This is a genomic window from Gordonia aichiensis NBRC 108223 (assembly GCF_000332975.1).
GTDB lineage: Bacteria > Actinomycetota > Actinomycetes > Mycobacteriales > Mycobacteriaceae > Gordonia > Gordonia aichiensis.
Window position 1 is genome coordinate 63,178 of the sequence record NZ_BANR01000058.1, and the last position, 19,592, is coordinate 82,769.

19 protein-coding genes and 1 tRNA gene are annotated in these 19,592 nt (G+C 64.9%); 14 read left to right on the forward strand and 6 right to left on the reverse strand.

From position 1 onward, the window contains the following. Positions 1 to 21: 21 nt before the first annotated feature. From GOACH_RS22590 to GOACH_RS22630, 9 genes are all read left to right on the forward strand, one after another. Positions 22 to 1,113, forward strand: coding sequence for a PhoH family protein (locus GOACH_RS22590; RefSeq protein WP_005180551.1), 1,092 nt, complete (start codon positions 22 to 24; stop codon positions 1,111 to 1,113). Then, positions 1,110 to 1,703 carry an rRNA maturation RNase YbeY gene (gene ybeY, locus GOACH_RS22595; protein WP_005180553.1) on the forward strand — a complete coding sequence of 198 codons (594 nt, stop codon included), beginning with the start codon at positions 1,110 to 1,112 and terminating at the stop codon, positions 1,701 to 1,703. Before GOACH_RS22590 ends, ybeY begins: the two co-directional genes overlap by 4 nt. Before the next feature lie 2 nt (positions 1,704 to 1,705). Next, positions 1,706 to 3,181 (forward strand): hemolysin family protein, encoded by a 1,476-nt coding sequence (locus GOACH_RS22600; RefSeq protein WP_005180555.1) that lies wholly within the window; start codon positions 1,706 to 1,708, stop codon positions 3,179 to 3,181. Further along, positions 3,178 to 3,516 (forward strand): cytidine deaminase-like protein, encoded by a 339-nt coding sequence (locus GOACH_RS22605; RefSeq protein ID WP_005180558.1) that lies wholly within the window; start codon positions 3,178 to 3,180, stop codon positions 3,514 to 3,516. The genes GOACH_RS22600 and GOACH_RS22605 overlap by 4 nt, the downstream gene beginning before the upstream one ends. Further along, positions 3,513 to 4,442, forward strand: a complete 930-nt coding sequence (gene era, locus GOACH_RS22610) for a GTPase Era (protein WP_005180560.1) — start codon at positions 3,513 to 3,515, stop codon at positions 4,440 to 4,442. Before GOACH_RS22605 ends, era begins: the two co-directional genes overlap by 4 nt. Positions 4,443 to 4,471: 29 nt before the next feature. Next, entirely contained in the window at positions 4,472 to 6,049 is a 1,578-nt protein-coding gene (locus GOACH_RS22615; protein ID WP_005180563.1) for a YhgE/Pip domain-containing protein, read from the forward strand. Between the two features lie 105 nt (positions 6,050 to 6,154). Then, complete coding sequence (gene recO / locus GOACH_RS22620) at positions 6,155 to 6,961, forward strand: DNA repair protein RecO (protein WP_005180565.1); 807 nt, start codon at positions 6,155 to 6,157, stop codon at positions 6,959 to 6,961. Then, a complete protein-coding gene (locus GOACH_RS22625) occupies positions 6,927 to 7,763 on the forward strand; it encodes an isoprenyl transferase (RefSeq protein WP_040519613.1) in 837 nt (278 codons plus the stop codon). The genes recO and GOACH_RS22625 overlap by 35 nt, the downstream gene beginning before the upstream one ends. A 41-nt stretch (positions 7,764 to 7,804) precedes the next feature. After that, positions 7,805 to 8,236, forward strand: coding sequence for a hypothetical protein (locus tag GOACH_RS22630; RefSeq protein ID WP_005180570.1), 432 nt, complete (start codon positions 7,805 to 7,807; stop codon positions 8,234 to 8,236). Between the two features lie 24 nt (positions 8,237 to 8,260). Here the strand turns inward: GOACH_RS22630 and GOACH_RS22635 are convergent, their stop codons facing one another. Further along, positions 8,261 to 8,716 carry a Fur family transcriptional regulator gene (locus GOACH_RS22635; protein ID WP_005180573.1) on the reverse strand — a complete coding sequence of 152 codons (456 nt, stop codon included), beginning with the start codon at positions 8,714 to 8,716 and terminating at the stop codon, positions 8,261 to 8,263. Beyond that, entirely contained in the window at positions 8,713 to 9,144 is a 432-nt protein-coding gene (locus GOACH_RS22640; RefSeq protein ID WP_005180574.1) for an ArsR/SmtB family transcription factor, read from the reverse strand. The genes GOACH_RS22635 and GOACH_RS22640 overlap by 4 nt, the downstream gene beginning before the upstream one ends. Before the next feature lie 187 nt (positions 9,145 to 9,331). On the opposite strand from GOACH_RS22640, the gene GOACH_RS22645 reads away from it, so the two are divergent. The 3 genes from GOACH_RS22645 (at position 9,332) to GOACH_RS22655 (ending at position 12,633) form a co-directional block, all read left to right on the forward strand. Then, positions 9,332 to 10,735: a glycine--tRNA ligase gene (locus tag GOACH_RS22645; protein ID WP_005180577.1), complete on the forward strand. Its 1,404-nt coding sequence runs from the start codon at positions 9,332 to 9,334 to the stop codon at positions 10,733 to 10,735. A 124-nt stretch (positions 10,736 to 10,859) separates the two neighbouring features. Beyond that, positions 10,860 to 11,333, forward strand: a complete 474-nt coding sequence (locus tag GOACH_RS22650) for a cold-shock protein (RefSeq protein WP_005180580.1) — start codon at positions 10,860 to 10,862, stop codon at positions 11,331 to 11,333. Further along, complete coding sequence (locus GOACH_RS22655; protein ID WP_005180582.1) at positions 11,326 to 12,633, forward strand: deoxyguanosinetriphosphate triphosphohydrolase; 1,308 nt, start codon at positions 11,326 to 11,328, stop codon at positions 12,631 to 12,633. Before GOACH_RS22650 ends, GOACH_RS22655 begins: the two co-directional genes overlap by 8 nt. A gap of 16 nt (positions 12,634 to 12,649) precedes the next feature. Here the strand turns inward: GOACH_RS22655 and GOACH_RS22660 are convergent, their stop codons facing one another. Further along, complete coding sequence (locus GOACH_RS22660; protein ID WP_005180585.1) at positions 12,650 to 14,872, reverse strand: glycoside hydrolase family 3 C-terminal domain-containing protein; 2,223 nt, start codon at positions 14,870 to 14,872, stop codon at positions 12,650 to 12,652. Positions 14,873 to 15,018: 146 nt separating this feature from the next. Here GOACH_RS22660 and dnaG point away from each other — a divergent pair, with 146 nt between their 5' ends. Next, complete coding sequence (dnaG, locus tag GOACH_RS22665; RefSeq protein WP_005180587.1) at positions 15,019 to 16,938, forward strand: DNA primase; 1,920 nt, start codon at positions 15,019 to 15,021, stop codon at positions 16,936 to 16,938. Between the two features lie 6 nt (positions 16,939 to 16,944). Here the strand turns inward: dnaG and GOACH_RS24055 are convergent, their stop codons facing one another. From GOACH_RS24055 to GOACH_RS22680, 3 genes are all read right to left on the reverse strand, one after another. Beyond that, positions 16,945 to 17,103: a hypothetical protein gene (locus tag GOACH_RS24055; protein WP_005180589.1), complete on the reverse strand. Its 159-nt coding sequence runs from the start codon at positions 17,101 to 17,103 to the stop codon at positions 16,945 to 16,947. A 303-nt stretch (positions 17,104 to 17,406) separates the two neighbouring features. Further along, positions 17,407 to 17,480, reverse strand: a tRNA-Ile gene (locus tag GOACH_RS22675). Positions 17,481 to 17,647: 167 nt separating this feature from the next. Next, on the reverse strand, positions 17,648 to 18,805 hold the full coding sequence (locus GOACH_RS22680) for a DUF418 domain-containing protein (protein ID WP_005180590.1): 1,158 nt from the start codon (positions 18,803 to 18,805) through the stop codon (positions 17,648 to 17,650). 87 nt (positions 18,806 to 18,892) lie between these two features. Here GOACH_RS22680 and GOACH_RS22685 point away from each other — a divergent pair, with 87 nt between their 5' ends. Next, the gene (locus tag GOACH_RS22685) at positions 18,893 to 19,492 is read left to right on the forward strand and encodes a TetR/AcrR family transcriptional regulator (RefSeq protein WP_005180596.1); all 600 of its coding nucleotides are present in this window, start codon (positions 18,893 to 18,895) and stop codon (positions 19,490 to 19,492) included. Positions 19,493 to 19,592 lie beyond the last annotated feature (100 nt).

Consider the following 19,592-nt stretch of genomic DNA (forward strand, 5'->3'; position numbering starts at 1 on the left):
AACCCAGGAGTGATTGCATACGTGAGTGACGGCACCCCCGACGTGAACGCGCCGAACAGCGGAACACCCGGGGGCAGACCTGTGGTCACCTCCGCCGTGGAAATCTCTCCCGAGGTGGTCTTCGGTCTGCTCGGGGCCGGCGATATCAACCTGCGCACGCTGGAGAAGCTCCTGCCCGCCGACATCCACGTGCGGGGCAATCAGGTGACGCTGAGCGGACAACAGGCCGACGTCGCGGCGTCGGAGAGAGTTGTTGCCGAGCTGGTCGAGCTGGTCGGCCGCGGAACTCCGCTGACTCCCGATCTCGTGCGCCACAGCGTGTCCATGATGAGCGAAGGTTCGGCGGAATCGCCTGCGGAGGTGCTGTCGCTCGACATCATCTCCCGTCGTGGAAAGACCATCCGGCCCAAGACTCTCAACCAGAAGAAGTACGTCGACGCCATCGACAACAACACCATCGTGTTCGGCCTCGGTCCTGCGGGTACCGGCAAGACCTACCTGGCGATGGCGAAAGCCGTTCAGGCGCTGCAGGGCAAGACGGTCAACCGCATCATCCTCACGCGGCCCGCCGTCGAAGCAGGGGAGCGTCTCGGCTTCCTGCCCGGCACTCTCAGCGAGAAGATCGACCCGTACCTGCGGCCTCTGTACGACGCGTTGCACGACATGATCGACCCGGAGTCGATTCCCAAACTGATGGCCGCGGGCGTCATCGAGGTGGCGCCCCTGGCATACATGCGCGGCCGGACGTTGAACGACGCCTTCATCATCCTCGACGAGGCACAGAACACCACCAGCGAGCAGATGAAGATGTTTCTGACCAGGCTCGGATTCGGGTCGAAGGTGGTTGTGACCGGCGATGTCACGCAGGTGGACCTGCCGGGCGGCGCGCAGAGCGGCCTCAACGCCGCAACCCGCATCCTGGAGGGCATTGACGACATCCACTTCTCGCACCTGACCAGCTCCGACGTCGTTCGTCATCGTCTCGTCGCCGACATCGTCGACGCCTACGGACGCGACGACGAGGCGCATCGGTCGTCGGCACGGTTGCGTGATGCCGGAGCGCAGGGCAACCGTGCCGCCCGACGCGCAGCAGGACAGGGACGACGCTCATGAGTATCGAACTCGCCAACGAGTCGGGGGTCGACGCCCCGGCCGAACTCATCATCGGCGCGGCTCGATTCGCCGTCGCCGCGATGGACGTCAACCCCGCCGCCGAACTCTCGCTGCTCCTCGTCGACGAGGACACGATGGCTGACATGCACGTCCAGTGGATGGACCTGCCCGGCCCGACCGACGTCATGAGCTTCCCGATGGACGAACTCGTGCCAGGGGGCCGTCCCGATGCCGCCGAACCCGGGCCGGCGATCCTCGGTGACATCGTGATCTGTCCCGCCTTCGCAAAGAAGCAGGCCAAGGATGCGAGACGCTCCTACGAGCACGAACTGGCGATGCTGACGATCCACGGCGTGCTGCACCTCCTCGGCTACGACCACGCAGAGCCGGAGGAAGAGAAAGAGATGTTCGGCCTGCAGAACGAGATCCTCGAGGAGTTCTACGCCGAGCGTCACCGGATCGCGCAGGCACGGCGGCAATCCGATCGTGACACCAAACTGTTGACCAACATCGGTTTCTCCGACGTCGCGGCGGTCGATGAGGCGGCAGATGCCGCCGATCCGGTTCAGCCCCCGTCGAAGGACACGTGAGCGTGTCGCACGACATCTGGTTCCTCGTCGTCGCTCTCGTTCTGCTCGCCGTCGCCGGTGTGTTCGCCGCCGTCGACACCGCGGTGTCGACCGTGTCGATCGCGCGTGTCGAGGACATGGTCAAAGAACAGCGCGCAGGTGCTCGACGTCTCGTCGCGGTGTTGGACGCGCGTGCCACCTATGTCGGTCTCGCAGTCTTTCTCCGTGTGGCGTGCGAGACCGCGGCCGTCGCGCTCGCCGCAGTCTCACTCGTAGACCTTCTCGGAGTCGGGTGGGGGCTCGTCGTCGCCATCGCGGGGATGACAGTGCTCTCCTACATCGCGGCCGGTGTCGGGCCCCGCACGCTCGGCAGGCAGCACGCCTACAGTGTCGCGCTGGCGTCGGCGGTGTTTCTGCAGGCACTCGGGGTGCTGTTGACCCCCGTCACCCGACTGCTGATCCTCATCGGCAACGCTTTGACGCCTGGCCGAGGCTATCGCAACGGCCCGTTCGCCACGGAGGTCGAGTTGCGTGAGGTGGTCGATCTCGCCGAGGCGAGCGGCGTCGTGGCCGCCGACGAGCGCAGGATGATCCAGTCCGTCTTCGACCTCGGCGACACCAATGCGCGCGAAGTGATGGTTCCGCGCACCGAGATGGTCTGGATCGAGAACGACAAGACCGTTGCGCAGGCGCTGAACCTCGCTCTGCGGTCGGGACATTCACGCATACCGGTGATCGGCGAGAATCCCGACGACGTGCTCGGCGTCGTCTATCTCAAAGACCTCGCGTCGACGCTGAACGCCGGAGAGCCGATCACTGTCATCAGAACGCGGGATCTGATGCGGCCGGCCGAGTTCATTCCCGACTCGAAACCCTTGGACAAGGTCCTCGCCGACATGCAGCGCACCCGGAACCACATGGCTTTGCTCGTCGATGAGTACGGAGGTATCGCGGGCCTGGTCACCATCGAGGACGTGCTCGAGGAGATCGTCGGCGAGATCACCGACGAGTACGACACCGACGAGGTCGCGCCCGTCGAAGACCTCGGAGACGGACGGATTCGGGTGTCGGCACGTTTGCCGGTCGAAGACCTGGGTGAGCTCTTCGACATCGAGATCGATGACGACGACGTGGAGACCGTCGGCGGACTGGTCGGACTCGAACTGGGGCGTGTTCCGTTGCCCGGTGCCGACGTGGAATCGCACGGACTGCGGCTCGTCGCGGAGGGCGGGCCGAACCGCCAAGGGCGTCAACGTATCACCACCGTGTTGGTGACCAAGCTGGAGAGCGACGTCGACGTCGACGCAGACGACAACTCCGGCGACGGGGGAGACACACGTCGTGACCGACGCCGCAACGGCGAGCGCCATGAGTCCGACACCGCGGCGCGACGCGGCGTGCGCGATCGGGAAGCCGGCGCTGATGGGGAATACTCTGAGCCGAACGACGCGGACCGCGGCACGGCGGCCCACGCACCCAACGGCAAGGATCACAGGTGACGCAGACACTCGACGACGAGGATCACAAACTCGTCGTGCTGGCCAGAGGAGCGCGCGCTCGCGCGGAGGCAGCATCGGGAGCCGCCGTGCGCGATGGCGACGGACGCACCTACGCAGGAGCCGACGTCGCAACCCGGTCACTACAGCTGACCGGGCTTCAGGTCGCGCTCGCGACGGCGTTGGGCAGCGGAGCGAGACAGTTCGAGGCCGCCGTCGTCGTCGGTGGTGGTGCCGACGACCCGGGACTGGCGACGCTGCGGGAGATCAGCCCGGCGGCTCCGTTGATCGTCACCGACGGAAGCGGAGCAGTCGTCGGCCGTGTCGAGTCGTCATGAGCGACGAGGTCGCTTCGGGCGACTTCCGTTCAGGCTTCGTCTGTTTCGTCGGCAGACCCAACACCGGCAAGTCGACGCTGACCAACGCGCTCGTCGGTGAGAAGATCGCGATCACGTCGAATCGCCCGCAGACCACGCGCCACACGATTCGCGGAATCGTCAACCGCCCCGACGCTCAGCTGATCATCGTCGACACGCCGGGATTGCACCGACCTCGGACCCTGCTCGGGCAGCGACTCAACGATCTCGTCCGTGACACGTACTCCGAAGTGGACGTTATCGGGATCTGCATTCCCGCCGACGAGGCGATCGGTCCCGGCGATCGCTGGATCGTGTCGCAAGTGCGCCAGATGGCGCCGAAGACGACGGTGCTCGGCGTGGTGACGAAGATCGATCGTGTCACCCCTGACCGCGTCGCGGCGCAATTACTGGCCTTGAGTGAGCTACTCGGCGGCGAGTCCGAAGTGGTGCCCGTGTCGGCCACGAGCGGCCAACAACTCGACGTGCTCACCGACGTCCTGGTGTCGCTGATGGAACCCGGCCCGGCGTTCTACCCCGACGGCGAGCTGACCGATGAACCCGAGCAGGTGCTGATGGCCGAGTTCATCCGTGAAGCCGCGCTCGAGGGAGTGCACGATGAGTTGCCGCACTCGCTGGCGGTGGTGATCGAGGAGATCATCCCGCGCGAGGACCGCCGCCCTGACCAGGCGCCCATGGTCGACGTCCACGCCATCCTGTACGTGGAGCGCGACAGCCAGAAGGGCATCATCATCGGCCACAAGGGTGCGCGGCTCAAACACGTGGGTACCACTGCTCGCGCACAGATCGAGCGATTGCTGGGAGTGAAGGTGTATCTGGACCTGCACGTGAAGGTGGCCAAGGACTGGCAGCGCGACCCGAAGCAGTTGGGACGAATGGGCTTCTGACCGCCGATCTCTCGAGGAGGTACGACGCAGTGGGTAAGCACGAGGGAACGACCGACGGGACAGGCTCTGTCGGCGACTCCGACGTCACGCAGGAAGTGCCGGAGCAGGCAGACGAGGCGCCGCATGAGGAGCAGGCGGTGGGCACCATCTCGGAGGTGCTCGGCGCTCCGAAGTTCTGGCTGGCGCCGTTGTTGCTCGTCGTGGTCATCATGTCCTTCATGTCGGCGCTCTACATGGGGGCCATCGCCGACCCCGAGGGCAATCTGCACGATTTCCCGATCGCACTCGCCAACCAGGACAACGGCGGTGAGGTCCCCAACGCCGACGGGGGCAGCGACAAACAGAACTACGGCGATCAGATCGCGAAGGGAATCACCGACGAGGCCGCCAAGAGCGGCATCGCGGTTCACCAGACCGATCGGACCACCGCTCTCAACGAGTTGAACAGCGGCAAGGTCTACGGCGTCGTCATCATCAGTCCGAATTTCACCAATCGGGCGGTGGCACTGGGGCAGTCGGCTGTGCTGCAGGCGAAGCCGGAGAAGCTCTCGATCGACATCTACATCAATCGCGGATCGGGTACGTTCGCCTCGGCAATCACGACGACGTTCTCCGAGCGGGTGTCGTCGCAGGTCAACAAGCAGGTCGGCGACCAGCTGACTCAATCGGTACGGCAACAGTTGGCGAAGGCCGACGTGCCGTTCACGGGCGCCGCTCAGCTGGCGTTGTCGCAGCCTGTCGACGTGCAGACGGTCGAACCCAATCCGTTGCCCGATGGATCGGGCAACGGACTCTCCGCCTTCTACTTCACGCTGCTGCTGATCCTCGCCGGATTCACCGGCGCGATGATGGTGAGCATCGTCGTCGACGCCGCACTCGGCCAGACGCCGATCGAGTTCGGGCCCTTCTACCAACTGCGGGTTCGGCTGGCCATCTCCCGCTGGGGAACGCTCGCCGCGAAGTGGACGATCATGCTGTTGATCGCGTTCGTCCAATCGGCGCTCTACATAGGCGTGTGTACCGCTGTGGGGACGTCGTTGCCGAACGCCTTCGTGTTGTGGACCTATTCAGTGCTGGTGATCTTCGCGGTCGGCGTGTCCTCGGCGTCGGCGATGGCCGTTTTCGGCAATCCCGGTCTGATACTCAACCTCGTGTTCTTCGTGATTCTCGGTCTGCCGTCGTCGGGCGGAACCGTTCCGTTGGAGGCCAGCCCACGCATCTTCGCCTGGATCGCGGCCTTCGAGCCGATGCACCTGGTCTATCTCGGCGTACGGGCGATCCTGTACTTCGACGCCGACTGGGATGCAGGTCTCGGCCGTGCGGTGATCCAGACATTCGTCGGACTGGCCGTGGGACTTCTCCTCGGCTGGGCGGGAACCAAGTATTACGACCACAAGGGCTGGCATCGTTTTCCCGGCGGTATGCGGCTGAGTCCGCGGATGGCGAAACTGCTCGACGGCGGCAGCGGGAGCCTCCCGACGATCACCACTCCCGCTCCCCAGCACGTCGCCGGTGTGGTCGGCGCGAGTCAGCGGAGTCGGAACGCGGTGGCAACCGCCACGAAACCGCGGCACAGCGACGTCGACTCGGAAGTGGATCGACAGTAGGGCCTCGCTCCTCTTGCGGCATGTCCCCGGCCTCTGGCGGCATGTCCCCGCCTCTGGCGGCATGTCACAGCGGGTGTTGTCGGTGCTCGGTGGAAGAATGGCGCGGTGAGGTTCTACCAGGATGAAGCGGTGGTGCTGCGTCAGCACAAGCTCGGCGAGGCCGACCGCATCATCACTCTGTTGACCGCGGAGCACGGATTGGTGCGTGCGGTCGCCAAGGGCGTGCGACGGACGAGGTCCAAGTTCGGTGCCCGGCTGGAGCCGTTCGCCCACGTCGACATCCACCTCTATCCGGGACGCAACCTCGACGTCGTCACACAGGTCCACTCGATCCACGCTTTTGCCGACGCGATCGTCGCCGATTACGCCCGCTACACCACCGCGTGCGCCGTTCTCGAGACCGCTGAACGTCTTGCAGGTGAAGAGCGTGCGCCTGCGGCGCAGTTGCACCGGCTCACCGTCGGGGCACTCGAAGCGCTCGCCGACGACCGACGACCGGGCGGGTTGATCCTCGACGCCTTCCTGCTCAGGGCGATGCACTGTGCCGGCTGGATGCCTGCGTTGGATGTGTGTGCGCGCTGTGCCCAGCCGGGCCCACATCGGGCTTTTCATGTCGCGGCCGGAGGTGCGGTGTGTCTGCACTGTCGCCCGCCGGGCGCAGCGACTCCGTCGCCCGGTGTCCTCGACCTGATGGACGCGCTGTACCGCGGGCAGTGGGAGCACACCACCGATGCGACGGAGTCGCTTCGACGCCAGGCCAGCGGTTTGGTTGCCGCACATCTGCAGTGGCATCTCGAGCGGCAGTTGCGCACCCTGCCGCTCATCGAACGTGCCGCCCCTCATAGTCTGGTTTCACCGAACGTGAGAGGAGCCGGCGATGGCGCTACGGTCGCGGTCCGCGGCTCGGGATGAACGAGCGAGAGCTGCCGCAGCACAGCAACGACGCGTGGTTCGTCCACCCGATCCACACCCCAGTGGTGCCACGCCGCCCGCATTGCCCGCGGAACTGATCCCGCGCCACGTCGCGCTGGTGATGGACGGCAACGGACGCTGGGCCACCGAGCGCGGACTGCCGCGCACCGAGGGCCACAAGCGCGGTGAGGCGGTCCTCATGGACACCGTGTGCGGATGCATCGAGATGGGTGTCACGTGGCTGTCGGCATACGCGTTCTCGACGGAGAACTGGTCGCGCAGCCCTGATGAGGTCCGGTTCCTCATGGGCTTCAATCGCGATGTGATCCGACGTCGCCGCGACGAGATGAACGAGATGGGTGTGCGCGTGCGCTGGGCGGGACGCCGTCCGCGCCTGTGGCGCAGCGTGATCAAGGAGCTCGAGGTTGCCGAGGAACTGACCAAGGACAACACGGTCATGACTCTGACCATGTGCGTCAACTATGGCGGACGTGCCGAGATCGCAGACGCGGCAAGGGAAATAGCGCGACGCGCTGCAGCGGGCGAGATCGATCCCGAGCGGATCACCGAAGCGTCGTTCGCGAAGTACCTCGACGAGCCCGACATGCCCGATGTCGACCTCTTCCTCCGGCCGTCGGGCGAGCAGCGCATCTCGAACTTCCTACTCTGGCAATCCGCGTACGCCGAGATGGTCTATCAGGAGAAGTTGTTTCCCGATTTCGATCGCCGAGACCTGTGGGCAGCGTGTGTCGAGTACGCGTCACGCGATCGCCGCTTCGGCGGTGTGATGACGACGGAGTGAGTGACGGATGAGTGTGAATCCCCGATGAGCCGGTGTTGCCGATGAGCGACTATTCGAACGTCAATCCGTCTGCGGCACAGCAAGATCTGCTTTCTCGCGTGACGGCGCTGCTGGGTGAGATCGGCGACGTTGCAGAATCCGACAGCGAATCGGTGGTTGTGCAGGTGGGTTCGACGCGGGCATCCGTGCGGGTCGTCGCCCTCGCCGACGATCTCCACGTGGTGTCGGTCACGCAGTTACTCGCGCTCAATCTGCCCAACACTGATGCCTTGCGTTCCGATGTCGAGGAGCTCGACGCGACACTGAGTTTCGGTAACCTGCGTCGCTCCGATCTGACCGGCATCACCACGGATGTGTTGCAGTACTACACCTTTGCGGTCGACGGGCTCGCCGATATTCCGATGCTGACGGTGCTGCACATCGTGCTGTCTGCCGGCGGCGACATCGCCCGCAAGCTCGTCGACGCGACCTGACGTCCTACCGACTTCTGGAGCATCTCAGCGGGAGGCGCGACAGTCGGCGCACACTCCGAACACCTCGACCGTGTGGTGGATATCGCTGAAACCGTGTTCGGCAGCGATGCGTGAAGCCCAGCGCTCGACCGGCTCTGCCTGTACCTCGACCGTCGTCCCGCACACACGGCAGACCAGGTGGTGGTGGTGTCCCGAGGAACAGTTGCGGTAACGCATCTCGCCCGACCCGTCCCAGAGGGCATCGATCTGACCGGCCTGGCTCAGCGCCTGCAGGTTGCGATACACGGTGGTCAACCCGATCGATTCGCCACGCGCCTTGAGTTCCTCATGGAGTTCCTGCGCCGACCGGAAGTCGTCGCCCTCCGACAATGCGTCGGCGATCGCCGCCCGTTGTCTGGTCGAGCGGATTCCGGTGACGGGGCGCTCTCGCCCGGCTGTGCTGTCGGGGTCTGTCGCCGGGCTGGTTTCGGTGCTGCTCATCGGGTCGCTTCGTCGCTCGGGGGTGTGGGGTCGGGCAGGGCGCTCGCCCCCGGTGTTGCGGGAGTCCCGGCCGCAGGCATCGTGGCGGCGTGCGGCTCTGTCGCGTGTGTGAGTGCGTCGGTGACGATGTGGGCGAGGTGATCGTCGATCAGCGAGTACATGATCTCGCGACCGTTACGCTCGCCGCGCACGACGCCGGCGTCCTTCAACACACGGAGGTGCTGGCTGACCAACGGCTGGCTCAGATCGAGTGAGCCGACCAGCTCGTGCACGCAGCGGGCGTTCTCCTGCAGAGCCAGCACGATGGCGATCCGCGTGGGCGATGCGAGCGCGCGGAGAAGATCGCTGGCAGCCTCACGCGCAGCGAGGTCGCGAGCCCCGACGCTGCGCGGGCCGAGGCCTTCCGAACACTGGCCGCGAATTCCCACTCCTCCATCTTAAGGGAACTGGTTGTCATTTGTGGCCGACGCCCCCGTTGCCGTGCTGCGCAGGTCCGCCTGCGCTCGACGGCGCTGGTCAGGCATCCTCGATGGGCGGCTAGGCTGTAGGGGTTGCCGGTTGCGTGACCGGCGAGAAGTTCGTGACCTGTCCCAACGTCCGTGGAGAACGATCCCTGTGGCCTCCCGCCCGTCGAATGCTGCCCCGTCCAAAGTCGAAGCCGTCGTCAACCTCGCCAAGCGTCGGGGTCTGGTGTACCCCAGTGGTGAGATCTACGGCGGGACACGGTCGGCGTGGGATTACGGCCCGCTCGGCGTCGAGCTCAAGGAGAACATCAAGCGGCAGTGGTGGCGGAGCATGGTCACCAGCCGTGACGACGTCGTCGGACTCGACTCGTCGGTCATCCTGCCGCGGCCGGTGTGGGAGGCCAGTGGTCACGTGGAGGTGTTCACCGATCCTCTCGTCGAATCGCTGTACACCCATAAGCGCTACCGCGCAGACCATCTGATCGAGGCGTACGAGGCGAAGCATGGGCATCCGCCCGAGAACGGGCTCGCCGACATCAACGATCCGGAGACCGGGCAGCCGGGTAACTGGACCGAGCCGCGTGCATTCAGCGGTTTGATGAAGACCTACCTCGGACCGGTCGACGACGAAGAGGGGCTGCACTATCTGCGCCCGGAGACCGCTCAGGGAATCTTCGTCAACTTCAAGAACGTCATGACGACCTCGCGCAAGAAGCCGCCGTTCGGCATCGCGCAGATCGGCAAGAGCTTCCGCAACGAGATCACACCGGGCAACTTCATCTTCCGTACGCGTGAATTCGAGCAGATGGAGATGGAGTTCTTCGTCAAACCCGGTGAAGACGAGGAATGGCACCAGTACTGGATCGACCGGCGGTTCGCCTGGTATACCGACCTCGGTATCGATCCCGAGAATCTGAGGCTCTACGACCATCCGAAGGAAAAGCTCTCGCACTACTCCAAGCGCACCGTCGACGTCGAGTACAAGTTCGGCTTCTCCGGTAACCCGTGGGGCGAGCTCGAGGGCGTCGCCAACCGGACCGACTTCGACCTGTCGACCCACGCCAAGCACTCGGGAGAAGACCTGTCGTTCTTCGACCAGGCGACCGGCGAGCGCTACACCCCCTACGTGATCGAACCGGCTGCGGGCCTGACCCGTTCGGTGATGGCATTCCTTTGCGACGCGCTCACCGAGGAGGAGGTGCCGAATGCCAAGGGCGGCACAGACACCCGCACCGTGCTCAGGCTCGATCGGCGACTCGCGCCGGTCAAGGCGGCTGTGCTGCCGCTTTCACGCAACGAGAAGCTTTCGCCGAAGGCCAAGGACCTCGCCGCGGAACTACGCAAGTACTGGAACGTCGACTTCGACGACGCGCAGGGGATCGGCAAGCGCTACCGCAGGCAGGACGAGGTCGGAACGCCGTTCTGTGTCACGGTCGATTTCGACACGCTCGACGACCAGGCGGTCACCATCCGCGAGCGCGACACGATGAGCCAGGAGCGGATCGCGCTCGACCGCGTCGTCGAGTACCTGGGAAGCAGACTGCTCGGAGCGTGACGCTCAGCGCATCGGTCCGTCGTTGACTGGGCTTGACCTGCGAGGGTCTGTCACAATTGGGAAGAGTTGCCGTGCGTGGTCGGACAAGGGGTTCGATCGGGCGGCGAGGAGAGTGAGTGGAGCCGTGGCGGTCAGTGGGAAAGTCGTGCACTACGACACGAACAGAGGTTTCGGTTTTCTGGCTCCTGAGTCTGGCGGTGCCGATGTGTTCCTGCACATCAACGACATCGACATCGACGAGGATTCGCTTAAGCCCGGGGCCAAGGTCTCGTTCGACATCGAGGAAACCGACCGCGGGGCCAAGGCGGTCAACGTCGCGGTCACCGAGGAGGCGCCCGCCGACGACTCCGGGTCGTCGCGCCCGCATCGTCGCGATTCCCACGAACACCACGGCCGGTCGCACGGTTCCGACCGCTCGCACGGCGCCGATCGTCGTCGACCACGCGGCGGGGGCGGATCACTCGATTCGGCAGCGTTCACCGAGGAGATCACCGAGCTTCTGCTTGATGCTTCCGGTGACCTAACCGCCAAGCAGATCGTCGCCATCCGCCAGCGCGTCACCGACTTCGCGGTCGGTCGGGGTTGGGTGCTTGACTAGTACCCCGCTTTCGGGTCAAACCGGCATACCGTCGACGGCCACGTACGGCGAGGAGGCTGTCGAGCGCATCGTGCGCGAGGGCGCGAAGACCGCCAGTCTGCCCGGCACCAGGACCGATCACCGGAGTGAGTACGCGCGCGATCGGGCGCGCGTACTCCACTCGGCTGCGCTCCGGCGCCTTGCCGACAAGACGCAGGTCGTCGGGCCCCGCGAGGGCGATACCCCGCGCACGCGGCTCACGCATTCTCTCGAGGTGGGGCAGATCGGCCGGGGGATCGCTATCGGACTCGGCTGCGAACCCGATCTCGTCGAACTCGCGGGTCTCGCCCACGACATCGGTCATCCGCCGTACGGACACAACGGAGAACGTGCGCTCAACGAGGTCGCGGCCGACATCGGGGGATTCGAGGGCAACGCGCAGAATCTCCGCATCCTCACGCGGCTCGAACCCAAATTGCTCGACGCCGACGGTGCCTCGGCAGGCCTCAACCTGACCCGTGCATCACTGGACGCCACGCTCAAATACCCCTGGCTGCGTCGGCCCCCGGCACGCAAGTTCGGTGCGTACGACGACGACGCAGACACTCTCGCATGGATCAGGCAGAGCTCGCCCGGCGATCGGCAATGTATCGAAGCGCAGGTGATGGACTGGTCCGACGACGTCGCGTACTCCGTCCATGATCTCGAGGACGGGGTCATCGCCAACCGGATCGACCTCCGATCGCTCGGCGACCCTGACGATCAGCGGATGCTCGCGGAGATCGGAGTTGCCGAGTTTCCCGAACTCGAACCGGAACCGCTGATCGACGCCGCGGGCAGACTCTCGCGGATGGATATCGTGCAGGCGGTCGGAGTGTTCGACGGAAGTCTCGACGCATCGGTGCGGTTGAAGCGGCTGACGAGTGAATTGATTGGGCGGTTCGCCTCAGCGGCGATCACCGGTACCCGCGAGCAGGTGGGGGGTCGATCGATTTCACGGTATGACGCAGACCTGACGGTGCCTCCGTTGATCGCAGCCGAGGTCGCGATTCTCAAGACCATGGCGCTGCGATTCATTTTCTCCAACGAACGTCACAAGGCACATCAGGCACGTCAACGTGAACGAATTCATCGTGTCGCCGGGTGGTTGACCGCTGCCGCGCCGGGAGGGCTGGACCCGATCTTCGTCCCGACCTGGCAGGCCGCCGACACCGACGCCCAGCGGTTGCGGGTCGTCGTCGACCAGATCGCCTCGATGACCGAGGGGCGGCTCGAACGGATGGACAAGCAGAACTCCGGCGCCCAGGCGCATCTGGGCTGACCGGGTTCTGCCCGCTTCAGTCGTTCGACGAGTTGATCGCCTTGAGCTTGTCCTCGAGTGCCTTCTTGGTGACCGTCCCGGTGGTGAACTCGGGCAACCCGTCGACGGGAACCGATCCGATCATGGCGAGTAGCCCTGGGCCGTCGTCCTCGGTGAGGTCGGGGAATGAACTCGTGACCAGGTCGGCGAGAGCCTCCTTGCCGCTGGGAACCGAGACCACCTCGGAGATGGTCGAATTGGTGGTCAGCGGGATCGTGACCTCGTCTCCACTGATCTCGACGTCGGTGTGCAGCCGGATGTCACGACTCGACGCTCCGGCCTCGACTCGATACGTTGCGCCCTCCACGACGAATCCGTGGACCCGAACATCCCAGTACGCCAACACCTCTCGCGGTACCCGGATCGTGACGCGTTCCTGTTCGCCCGCCTTGACCTCGACGCTGGCGAATGCCTTCAGTTCGCGCACGGGGCGCGACACCTCCGACTTCTGGATCGCCGTGTAGATCTGCACGACCTCGCGGCCGTCGACTTGTCCGACGTTGGCGATGGTCACCTCGACGTCGAGGCCGTCGGCGGTGGTCGTCACGGAGAGATCGCGATAGTCGAAGCGTGTGTAGGACAAGCCATGTCCGAAAGGGTAGGAGATGTTCATCGTGCGCGCGTCGTACCAGCGGTACCCGATGAACAGACCTTCGCCGTAGGTGACGTGTTGGAACTCCCCGGGGAAATTGAGGTAGCTCGGGTTGTCCTCCAGACGTAGCGGGATCGTTTCCGACAGCTTGCCCGATGGGTTCACGGTTCCGAACAGCACGTCGGCGATGGCGCCCCCTCCGGCTTGGCCGAGAAGCGCGCCGTCGAGGATTGCGGGCGCGAGCAGGGGGTCGACCCGCAGTACTCCGCCGCGTGAGAGCACGACGGCGGTACGTGGATTGGCTGCCAGGACGGCCTGCGCGAGTTCGAGCTGGTCGGACGGCAGGTCGATGGTGGTGCGGTCGAATCCCTCCGACTCCTGATGTTCGGCGAGACCGAGGAACAAGACGACGTTGGTCGCTGCTTGCGCCGTCGTGACTGCCTCCGAGATGAGCTCGCTGCTCTGTGATGACCCGTCGCCGTCAGTGGTGTAACCGGCGGCGTAGGCGACGTCCGTGCCCGCGTGCTTCTTGATCTCGTCGAGCGGGATGTCGACCTTGGTGGCATTGACCTTCGACGAGCCGCCACCCTGATAGCGCGGTTCGGTGGCCATCGCGCCGATCACGGCCACGGACTCCGAGCTGTCGAAGGGGAGAAGGTCGTCGTCGTTGCGTAACAACACGATCGCCTGCGCCGCCGCCTCACGTGCCAGCGCGTGGTGGGAGTCGACGTCGAATGTGCCGTTCTCCGAACGGATGTGCGGTGCCGCACGCTCGACCAGCGCGATCATCCGGTCGGCGGATTCCGACAGGGCCTTGCTGTTGAGTCTGCCGTCTTCGACTGCTGCTGCGACGTCGTTGTCGAGTTCGTCGCCCCCGAACGGCATCATCAGATCGAGACCCGCCGCCACCGATCGGACACGATCGACGACCGCGCCCCAGTCGCTGACCACCACGCCGTCGAATCCCCATGCGTCCCGCAGGGTTTCGGTGAGAAGCTCGCGGCTCTCGCTCGCGTGGGTGCCGTTGATCCGGTTGTACGAGCACATCACAGTCCAGGGGCGCGCGGTGCGGACGATGTGTTCGAACGCGCGCAGATACAACTCGTGCAGCGTGCGCTCGTCGATCGCGGCGCTGACCCGCATGCGGTCGGTCTCCTGATTGTTGGCCGCGAAGTGCTTGAGCGACGCCCCGACGTTGACGCTCTGCACACCGCGCACCCATGCTTCGCCGAAGGCTCCCGACAGCACCGGGTCCTCGGAGTAGTACTCGAAGTTGCGGCCTCCGAGAGGGGAGCGTTTGAGGTTCACGCCGGGGCCGAGGACCACCGAGACCTGCCGTGCGAGTGCCTCGGTGCCGATCGCCGCACCGATGCGTGCCGCGAGGTCGGGGTTCCACGTCTGCGAGAGTCCGACAGCGGGCGGGAAGCACGTCGCGGGGACACTCTGTGACAGGCCGAGGGCGTCTGAAGAACCCTCCTGCTTACGGAGCCCGTTCGGGCCGTCGGTCATCGCAATCGACGGCAAGCCGGCTTCGGGTTTGGTCTGCCAGAAATTCTTGCCGCTGGTGAGGCGGGCTTGCTGCGCGGTGGACAACGACGGTGTGGCCATGGGTGCTCCTCGGTGCGACGACTCGTGCCCCCCTCCTCCTCGACGGTAGTCGATCGAGCGGGGCGAACCGGCTCGCTCGCTTGTCGGGGTGCGTGCTTGTGGATGTAGCGGACGTCGGGAACTGCGAGGTCACTACACTGGTCGGCGTGGCAGGCCGAATTCCCGATCGTGACATCACGGCAATCCGTGAACAGACACGTATCGAGGAGATCATCGGTGACTACGTCGCACTTCGTCCCGCGGGGGCCGACCGGCTGAAGGGGCTGTGTCCCTTCCACGACGAGAAGACGCCGTCGTTCCACGTCCGCCCGCATCACGGTCACTTCCATTGCTTCGGCTGCGGCGAGGGTGGCGATGTGTACAGCTTCCTGCAGAAGCAGGAACACGTGAGTTTCGTCGAGGCTGTCGAGCAACTCGCCGACCGCATCGGGTATCAGATCCACTACGAGGGCGGCGGGACGTCGGTCGCACGAGATCGCGGAACCCGTGCCCGCCTGGTGGCTGCCAACGCCGCCGCACAGAAGTACTACGCCGAGCAGTTACGTACCCCCGACGCCCAGATCGCACGCGACTACCTCACCGAACGGAACTTCGACGCCGCTGCGGCGTCGACCTTCGGTTGCGGCTATGCGCCCGCCGGGTGGGACACTATGACCAAGGCATTGTTGGCGCAGGGCTTCGAGTTCGCTGAACTGGAGGCCGCCGGATTGTCGAAGCAGGGGCGTAAAGGTCCCATCGACAGGTTTCACCGTCGGCTCCTATGGCCCATCCGCAATCTCGGCGGAGACGTCATCGGCTTCGGAGCGCGGAAGCTGTTCGACGACGACAACCTCGGCAAGTACATGAACACACCGGAGACCATGCTGTACAAGAAGTCTCAGGTGTTGTTCGGTCTCGACCACGCCAAGAAGAACATCGCCAGAAGCCATCAGGTGGTTGTGGTCGAGGGGTACACGGACGTGATGGCGATGCATCTGTCCGGCGTGACCACTGCCGTCGCCTCGTGTGGTACCGCATTCGGCGAGGACCACCTGGCGTTGATTCGTCGATTGATGATGGACGACTCGTACTTCCGTGGCGAGGTGATCTACACCTTCGACGGCGACGAGGCGGGAAAAGCCGCTGCGCTCAAGGCTTTCGAGGGAGAGCAAGCCATCGCCGGCCAGACCTTCGTCGCGATCGCGCCGGAGGGCATGGACCCCTGCGAGTTGCGACAGAGCCGGGGCGACGCCGCCGTCCGCGATCTCATCGCGCGACGGGTGCCGATGTTCGAGTTCGCCATCAAGGCATTGTTGGCGGGGTTCGATCTGAATACTGCCGAGGGACGAGTGCACGCATTGCGGGACACCGTCCCGGTGGTGGCGCGTATCAAAGATGTCGCACTGCGCGACGAGTATGCGCGTCAGCTCGCGGGATGGGTCGGTTGGGAAGAAGTGGGGCAGGTCCTCGCGCGGGTGCGCGAGGAAGGAACACGCGTCGCCCGTATGAACGGACGTCCGTCAGCCTCCGGGCGAGGACGGCAGATGCGACGCGATCGACCCGAAGCCGAAAAGGCACCGGGACCGGGACGACCCAATCCGGACGATCCCCGCTTGTGGCCGCAGCGTGAGGCACTCAAGGCCGCGCTACAGTACCCGGCGATCGCGGGTACCGTCTTCGACTCGCTGCCCGAGGAGTGCTTCACCGAACCCGCATACACCGTGGTCCGAAATGCCATGTCGGCGTTGGGCGGAACGTCGTCGGGGATGGGGGGCACGGAATGGATCGACGCCGTCAACCACGAGGTCGACAATCCGGTGGTCGGGCCGATCGTGACCGAGCTCGCCGTCGAACCGATGCCCGTCAGTGAGCAGAACATCCCGCGATACATCGGCAGCGTGCTGGCTCGCCTGCAGGAGGTCTGGGTGGGGTCGCAGATCGCCGATATCAAGTCACGGCTACGACGCATGGCCCCTGGTGACGATCCCGACGGCTATCACACGGTATTCGGGGACCTCGTCGCGCTCGAGGCATATCGGCGCAGTCTGCTCGAGCAGGCCGTCGACCCCGTGGTCGACGCCGGATGAGCGCGCTCAGGCGGCAGTGAACCTGCCGCCGGGGCGCAGTTCCTCGGGGAACAGCGGTCGGTGCGGGTCGTCGGAGTTGTATTGGCAGCCGCCGGCATAGGTGTGGGCACCCTCGCAGCGGTCAGGCGTCGGACGCGGGCGTCCCCAGATGTGATCTGCACTCATCTTTTCGCCTCCTTGAGGACTCGGGATGGCGGCGCTGCGACGGTGGAGCTGCCTGGATTCACAAGGCTTTACGACCTATCGAAAAGTATGGCCGGATACCTGCCCGGGCGGCCAGTTGACGCGACGTTTCGCTCCCCGCGCCCCGAATGTGGGGACGGTCACCGGGCGGGCGGTTCGGCTGCTCGGGACGGGGACTGCCGTCAGAACTTCGGCGAGGGACTGTGTGGGCCCCGAAGCCTGCCACGACGACGACTTCCGCCAGATCGAAGGAGGCCCCCACCTCCACGGTGGGGGCCTCTCGTGTGCCCAGGGCGGGGCTTGAACCCGCGACCGGCCGATTATGAGTCGGAGGCTCTAACCAACTGAGCTACCTGGGCTAGCACCGAACGAGCCTACAGGGTCATCTGTCGTCCGTAGGTCGCAGGTCGCGCGCCCGCCCCACTGCAGCGACGTGAGCCGTGCCAGTTGCCGTGTGGAAGGTCGACTCGAGTCATTTGGCCTGATCTGCCGACCGTAAAGCTCGAGAACGAACGTCGCCGTAAATTCAGCTACGTACCCGTTCCCGCGTGGCACTGCTGAGAAGGTCATACGCGCGATGCCACATCCATTCGAGCGGCCCGCGGTCGTGATGTGCCAGCCACAGTCGCGACCCCACCATCAGTAGTCCGGCGATCGCGAGGAAGAGCGTCACGGTGACAGGGACAACCGTGGTGGAGTCGAGTTTGGCCGCAAGGCCGAGTCCCCATCCGTAGCAGACCGCGCCTGTGAGTGCATTTTGCAGGACGTAACACGTCAAGGCGGTGCGTCCCACGGGAGCCAGCGCACGTCCAAGCGCGCCGGGTGCACGACCGTCGACGTAGAACTGTGCCACCCACGCCAGGATGCCGAACGCAACGATCGGAGCAAGTCCGTAGCGGCCAAGAACGAGCCCGGCATCTCCTCCGAAGAGGCCTGCGGCGAAGTCCAGTGGCAACGCGATTGCGCCTGCGATCATCAGTCGACTGCGCAGCGCCACGCCGTGCGGCTCGAGCACACCGGCGCGCAGTAGTGCCGCTCCAGCGAGGAACAGCGCGATGGACATCGGCAGGATAAAGATGACCTCGCTCCGAAACAGCACCAGGTGTTCGGTACGGAAGGCAACCAGTTCGAGGAAGGAGCCGTCAGCGTACGGATTTGGCGAGAGTTGTTGTTGCGCAACAGCGGTAGGTGTTGTGGTGGCGAGAGCCCACACCACTATCGTTAGGAGTGCAACGTGTATGCCCGCTGCGGCGAAGAGCGCGACCCGTTGGCGACGGATGCTCATCGCGAGGAGGTAGGCGACGATGAGTCCGGTGACGGCGTAGCCCGTCAGCACGTCGAACTCGGTGAAAAGGAAGTAGTTCACGGTGCCGTCGATGAAGAGCAGACTGGCGCGCCAGTAGTACTTGCCGGGCCATCTGTGCCCACGTCTGGCGGTCGAGCGTTGCTGGATGGCGAGCCCGACGCCGAACATGATGGTGAGTAGTCCCAAGAACTTGCCCTGGGTGATCTGCTGCAGCACGGATTGCACTGTGCCCCAGGGGCCCGACGCCTCGTTAGTGCCCAGGATGTAGCCGATCAGGCCGTCGACATTGGTGAAGATCCAGATGTTCGTGCCGAGGGTTCCCAGGATCGCGATACCACGCAGGACGTCGAGGGAGACGTGTCGTCGTGTGTCGCCCATGCTGTGCTCCAGTCGTCGGTGGAGGTGATACGAATGTGCTACCAAGGCATGATCGCTAAGCTAGCACGAGTGGGCTAGCATAAGTCAATGCCCAAACTGATCGACCACACCGAGAGACGCTCCGAAATAGCCGAGGCGCTCTGGCGGATTGCGTTGCGGGAAGGGGTATCCGGAGTCTCAATTCGCGAGGTCGCCGCCGAGGCGGGCATCTCTGCGGGTTCGCTGCGGCATGTTTTTGCCGACAAGGAGGAGCTACTCGAATTCTCCATGCGGTTGATCTATGAGCGTGTCGCCGCACGGATTCAAGAGCGGGCACGCATCCGCGATCCGCTGCGTCGTGCCGAGGCCATCTTGGCCGAATTGCTCCCGTTTGACGACAACCGGCGCGTCGAGATGCATGTGAACCTTGCGATGGTGACGGAATCCGTCGCTCATCCCGGTCTCGCGGCAGCGGCGGTGGAGGCACATCAGGGGCTGCGTGCGCTCTGTGTGCGGGTCCTCGCGGATCTGCGCGAGCATTGCTTGGTCGACGAAAAACGCGACCTCGACGCCGAAGCTCTACTGCTGCATGCTCTCATCGACGGCCTCGCCATGCACCTCCTGCTCGCCGGCACCGATTCGCGCGATCAGACCCGTGCCGCGGTGAGCGAGCATCTCGCCTCGCTCAAGCACCCGCGGACGCCCTGAATGACGGCGAGACAGCCCTGCGCGGCATCTCTGCGACCAGCCGTTTTGTCCTGACGCGAGTCCATACGCTAGAGTCAGCGTTCGGTTCTGGTGCTCTTCG

Coding starts and splice junctions, on each gene's coding strand:
- ybeY (WP_005180553.1), top strand. CDS start 1,110: ATGAGTATCGAACTCGCCAACGAGTCGGGGGTCGACGCCCCGGCCGAA.
- era (WP_005180560.1), top strand. CDS start 3,513: ATGAGCGACGAGGTCGCTTCGGGCGACTTCCGTTCAGGCTTCGTCTGT.
- GOACH_RS22625 (WP_040519613.1), top strand. CDS start 6,927: ATGGCGCTACGGTCGCGGTCCGCGGCTCGGGATGAACGAGCGAGAGCT.
- GOACH_RS22630 (WP_005180570.1), top strand. CDS start 7,805: ATGAGCGACTATTCGAACGTCAATCCGTCTGCGGCACAGCAAGATCTG.
- GOACH_RS22635 (WP_005180573.1), bottom strand. CDS start 8,716: ATGAGCAGCACCGAAACCAGCCCGGCGACAGACCCCGACAGCACAGCC.
- GOACH_RS22660 (WP_005180585.1), bottom strand. CDS start 14,872: ATGGCCACACCGTCGTTGTCCACCGCGCAGCAAGCCCGCCTCACCAGC.
- GOACH_RS24055 (WP_005180589.1), bottom strand. CDS start 17,103: ATGAGTGCAGATCACATCTGGGGACGCCCGCGTCCGACGCCTGACCGC.
- GOACH_RS22680 (WP_005180590.1), bottom strand. CDS start 18,805: ATGGGCGACACACGACGACACGTCTCCCTCGACGTCCTGCGTGGTATC.
- GOACH_RS22685 (WP_005180596.1), top strand. CDS start 18,893: ATGCCCAAACTGATCGACCACACCGAGAGACGCTCCGAAATAGCCGAG.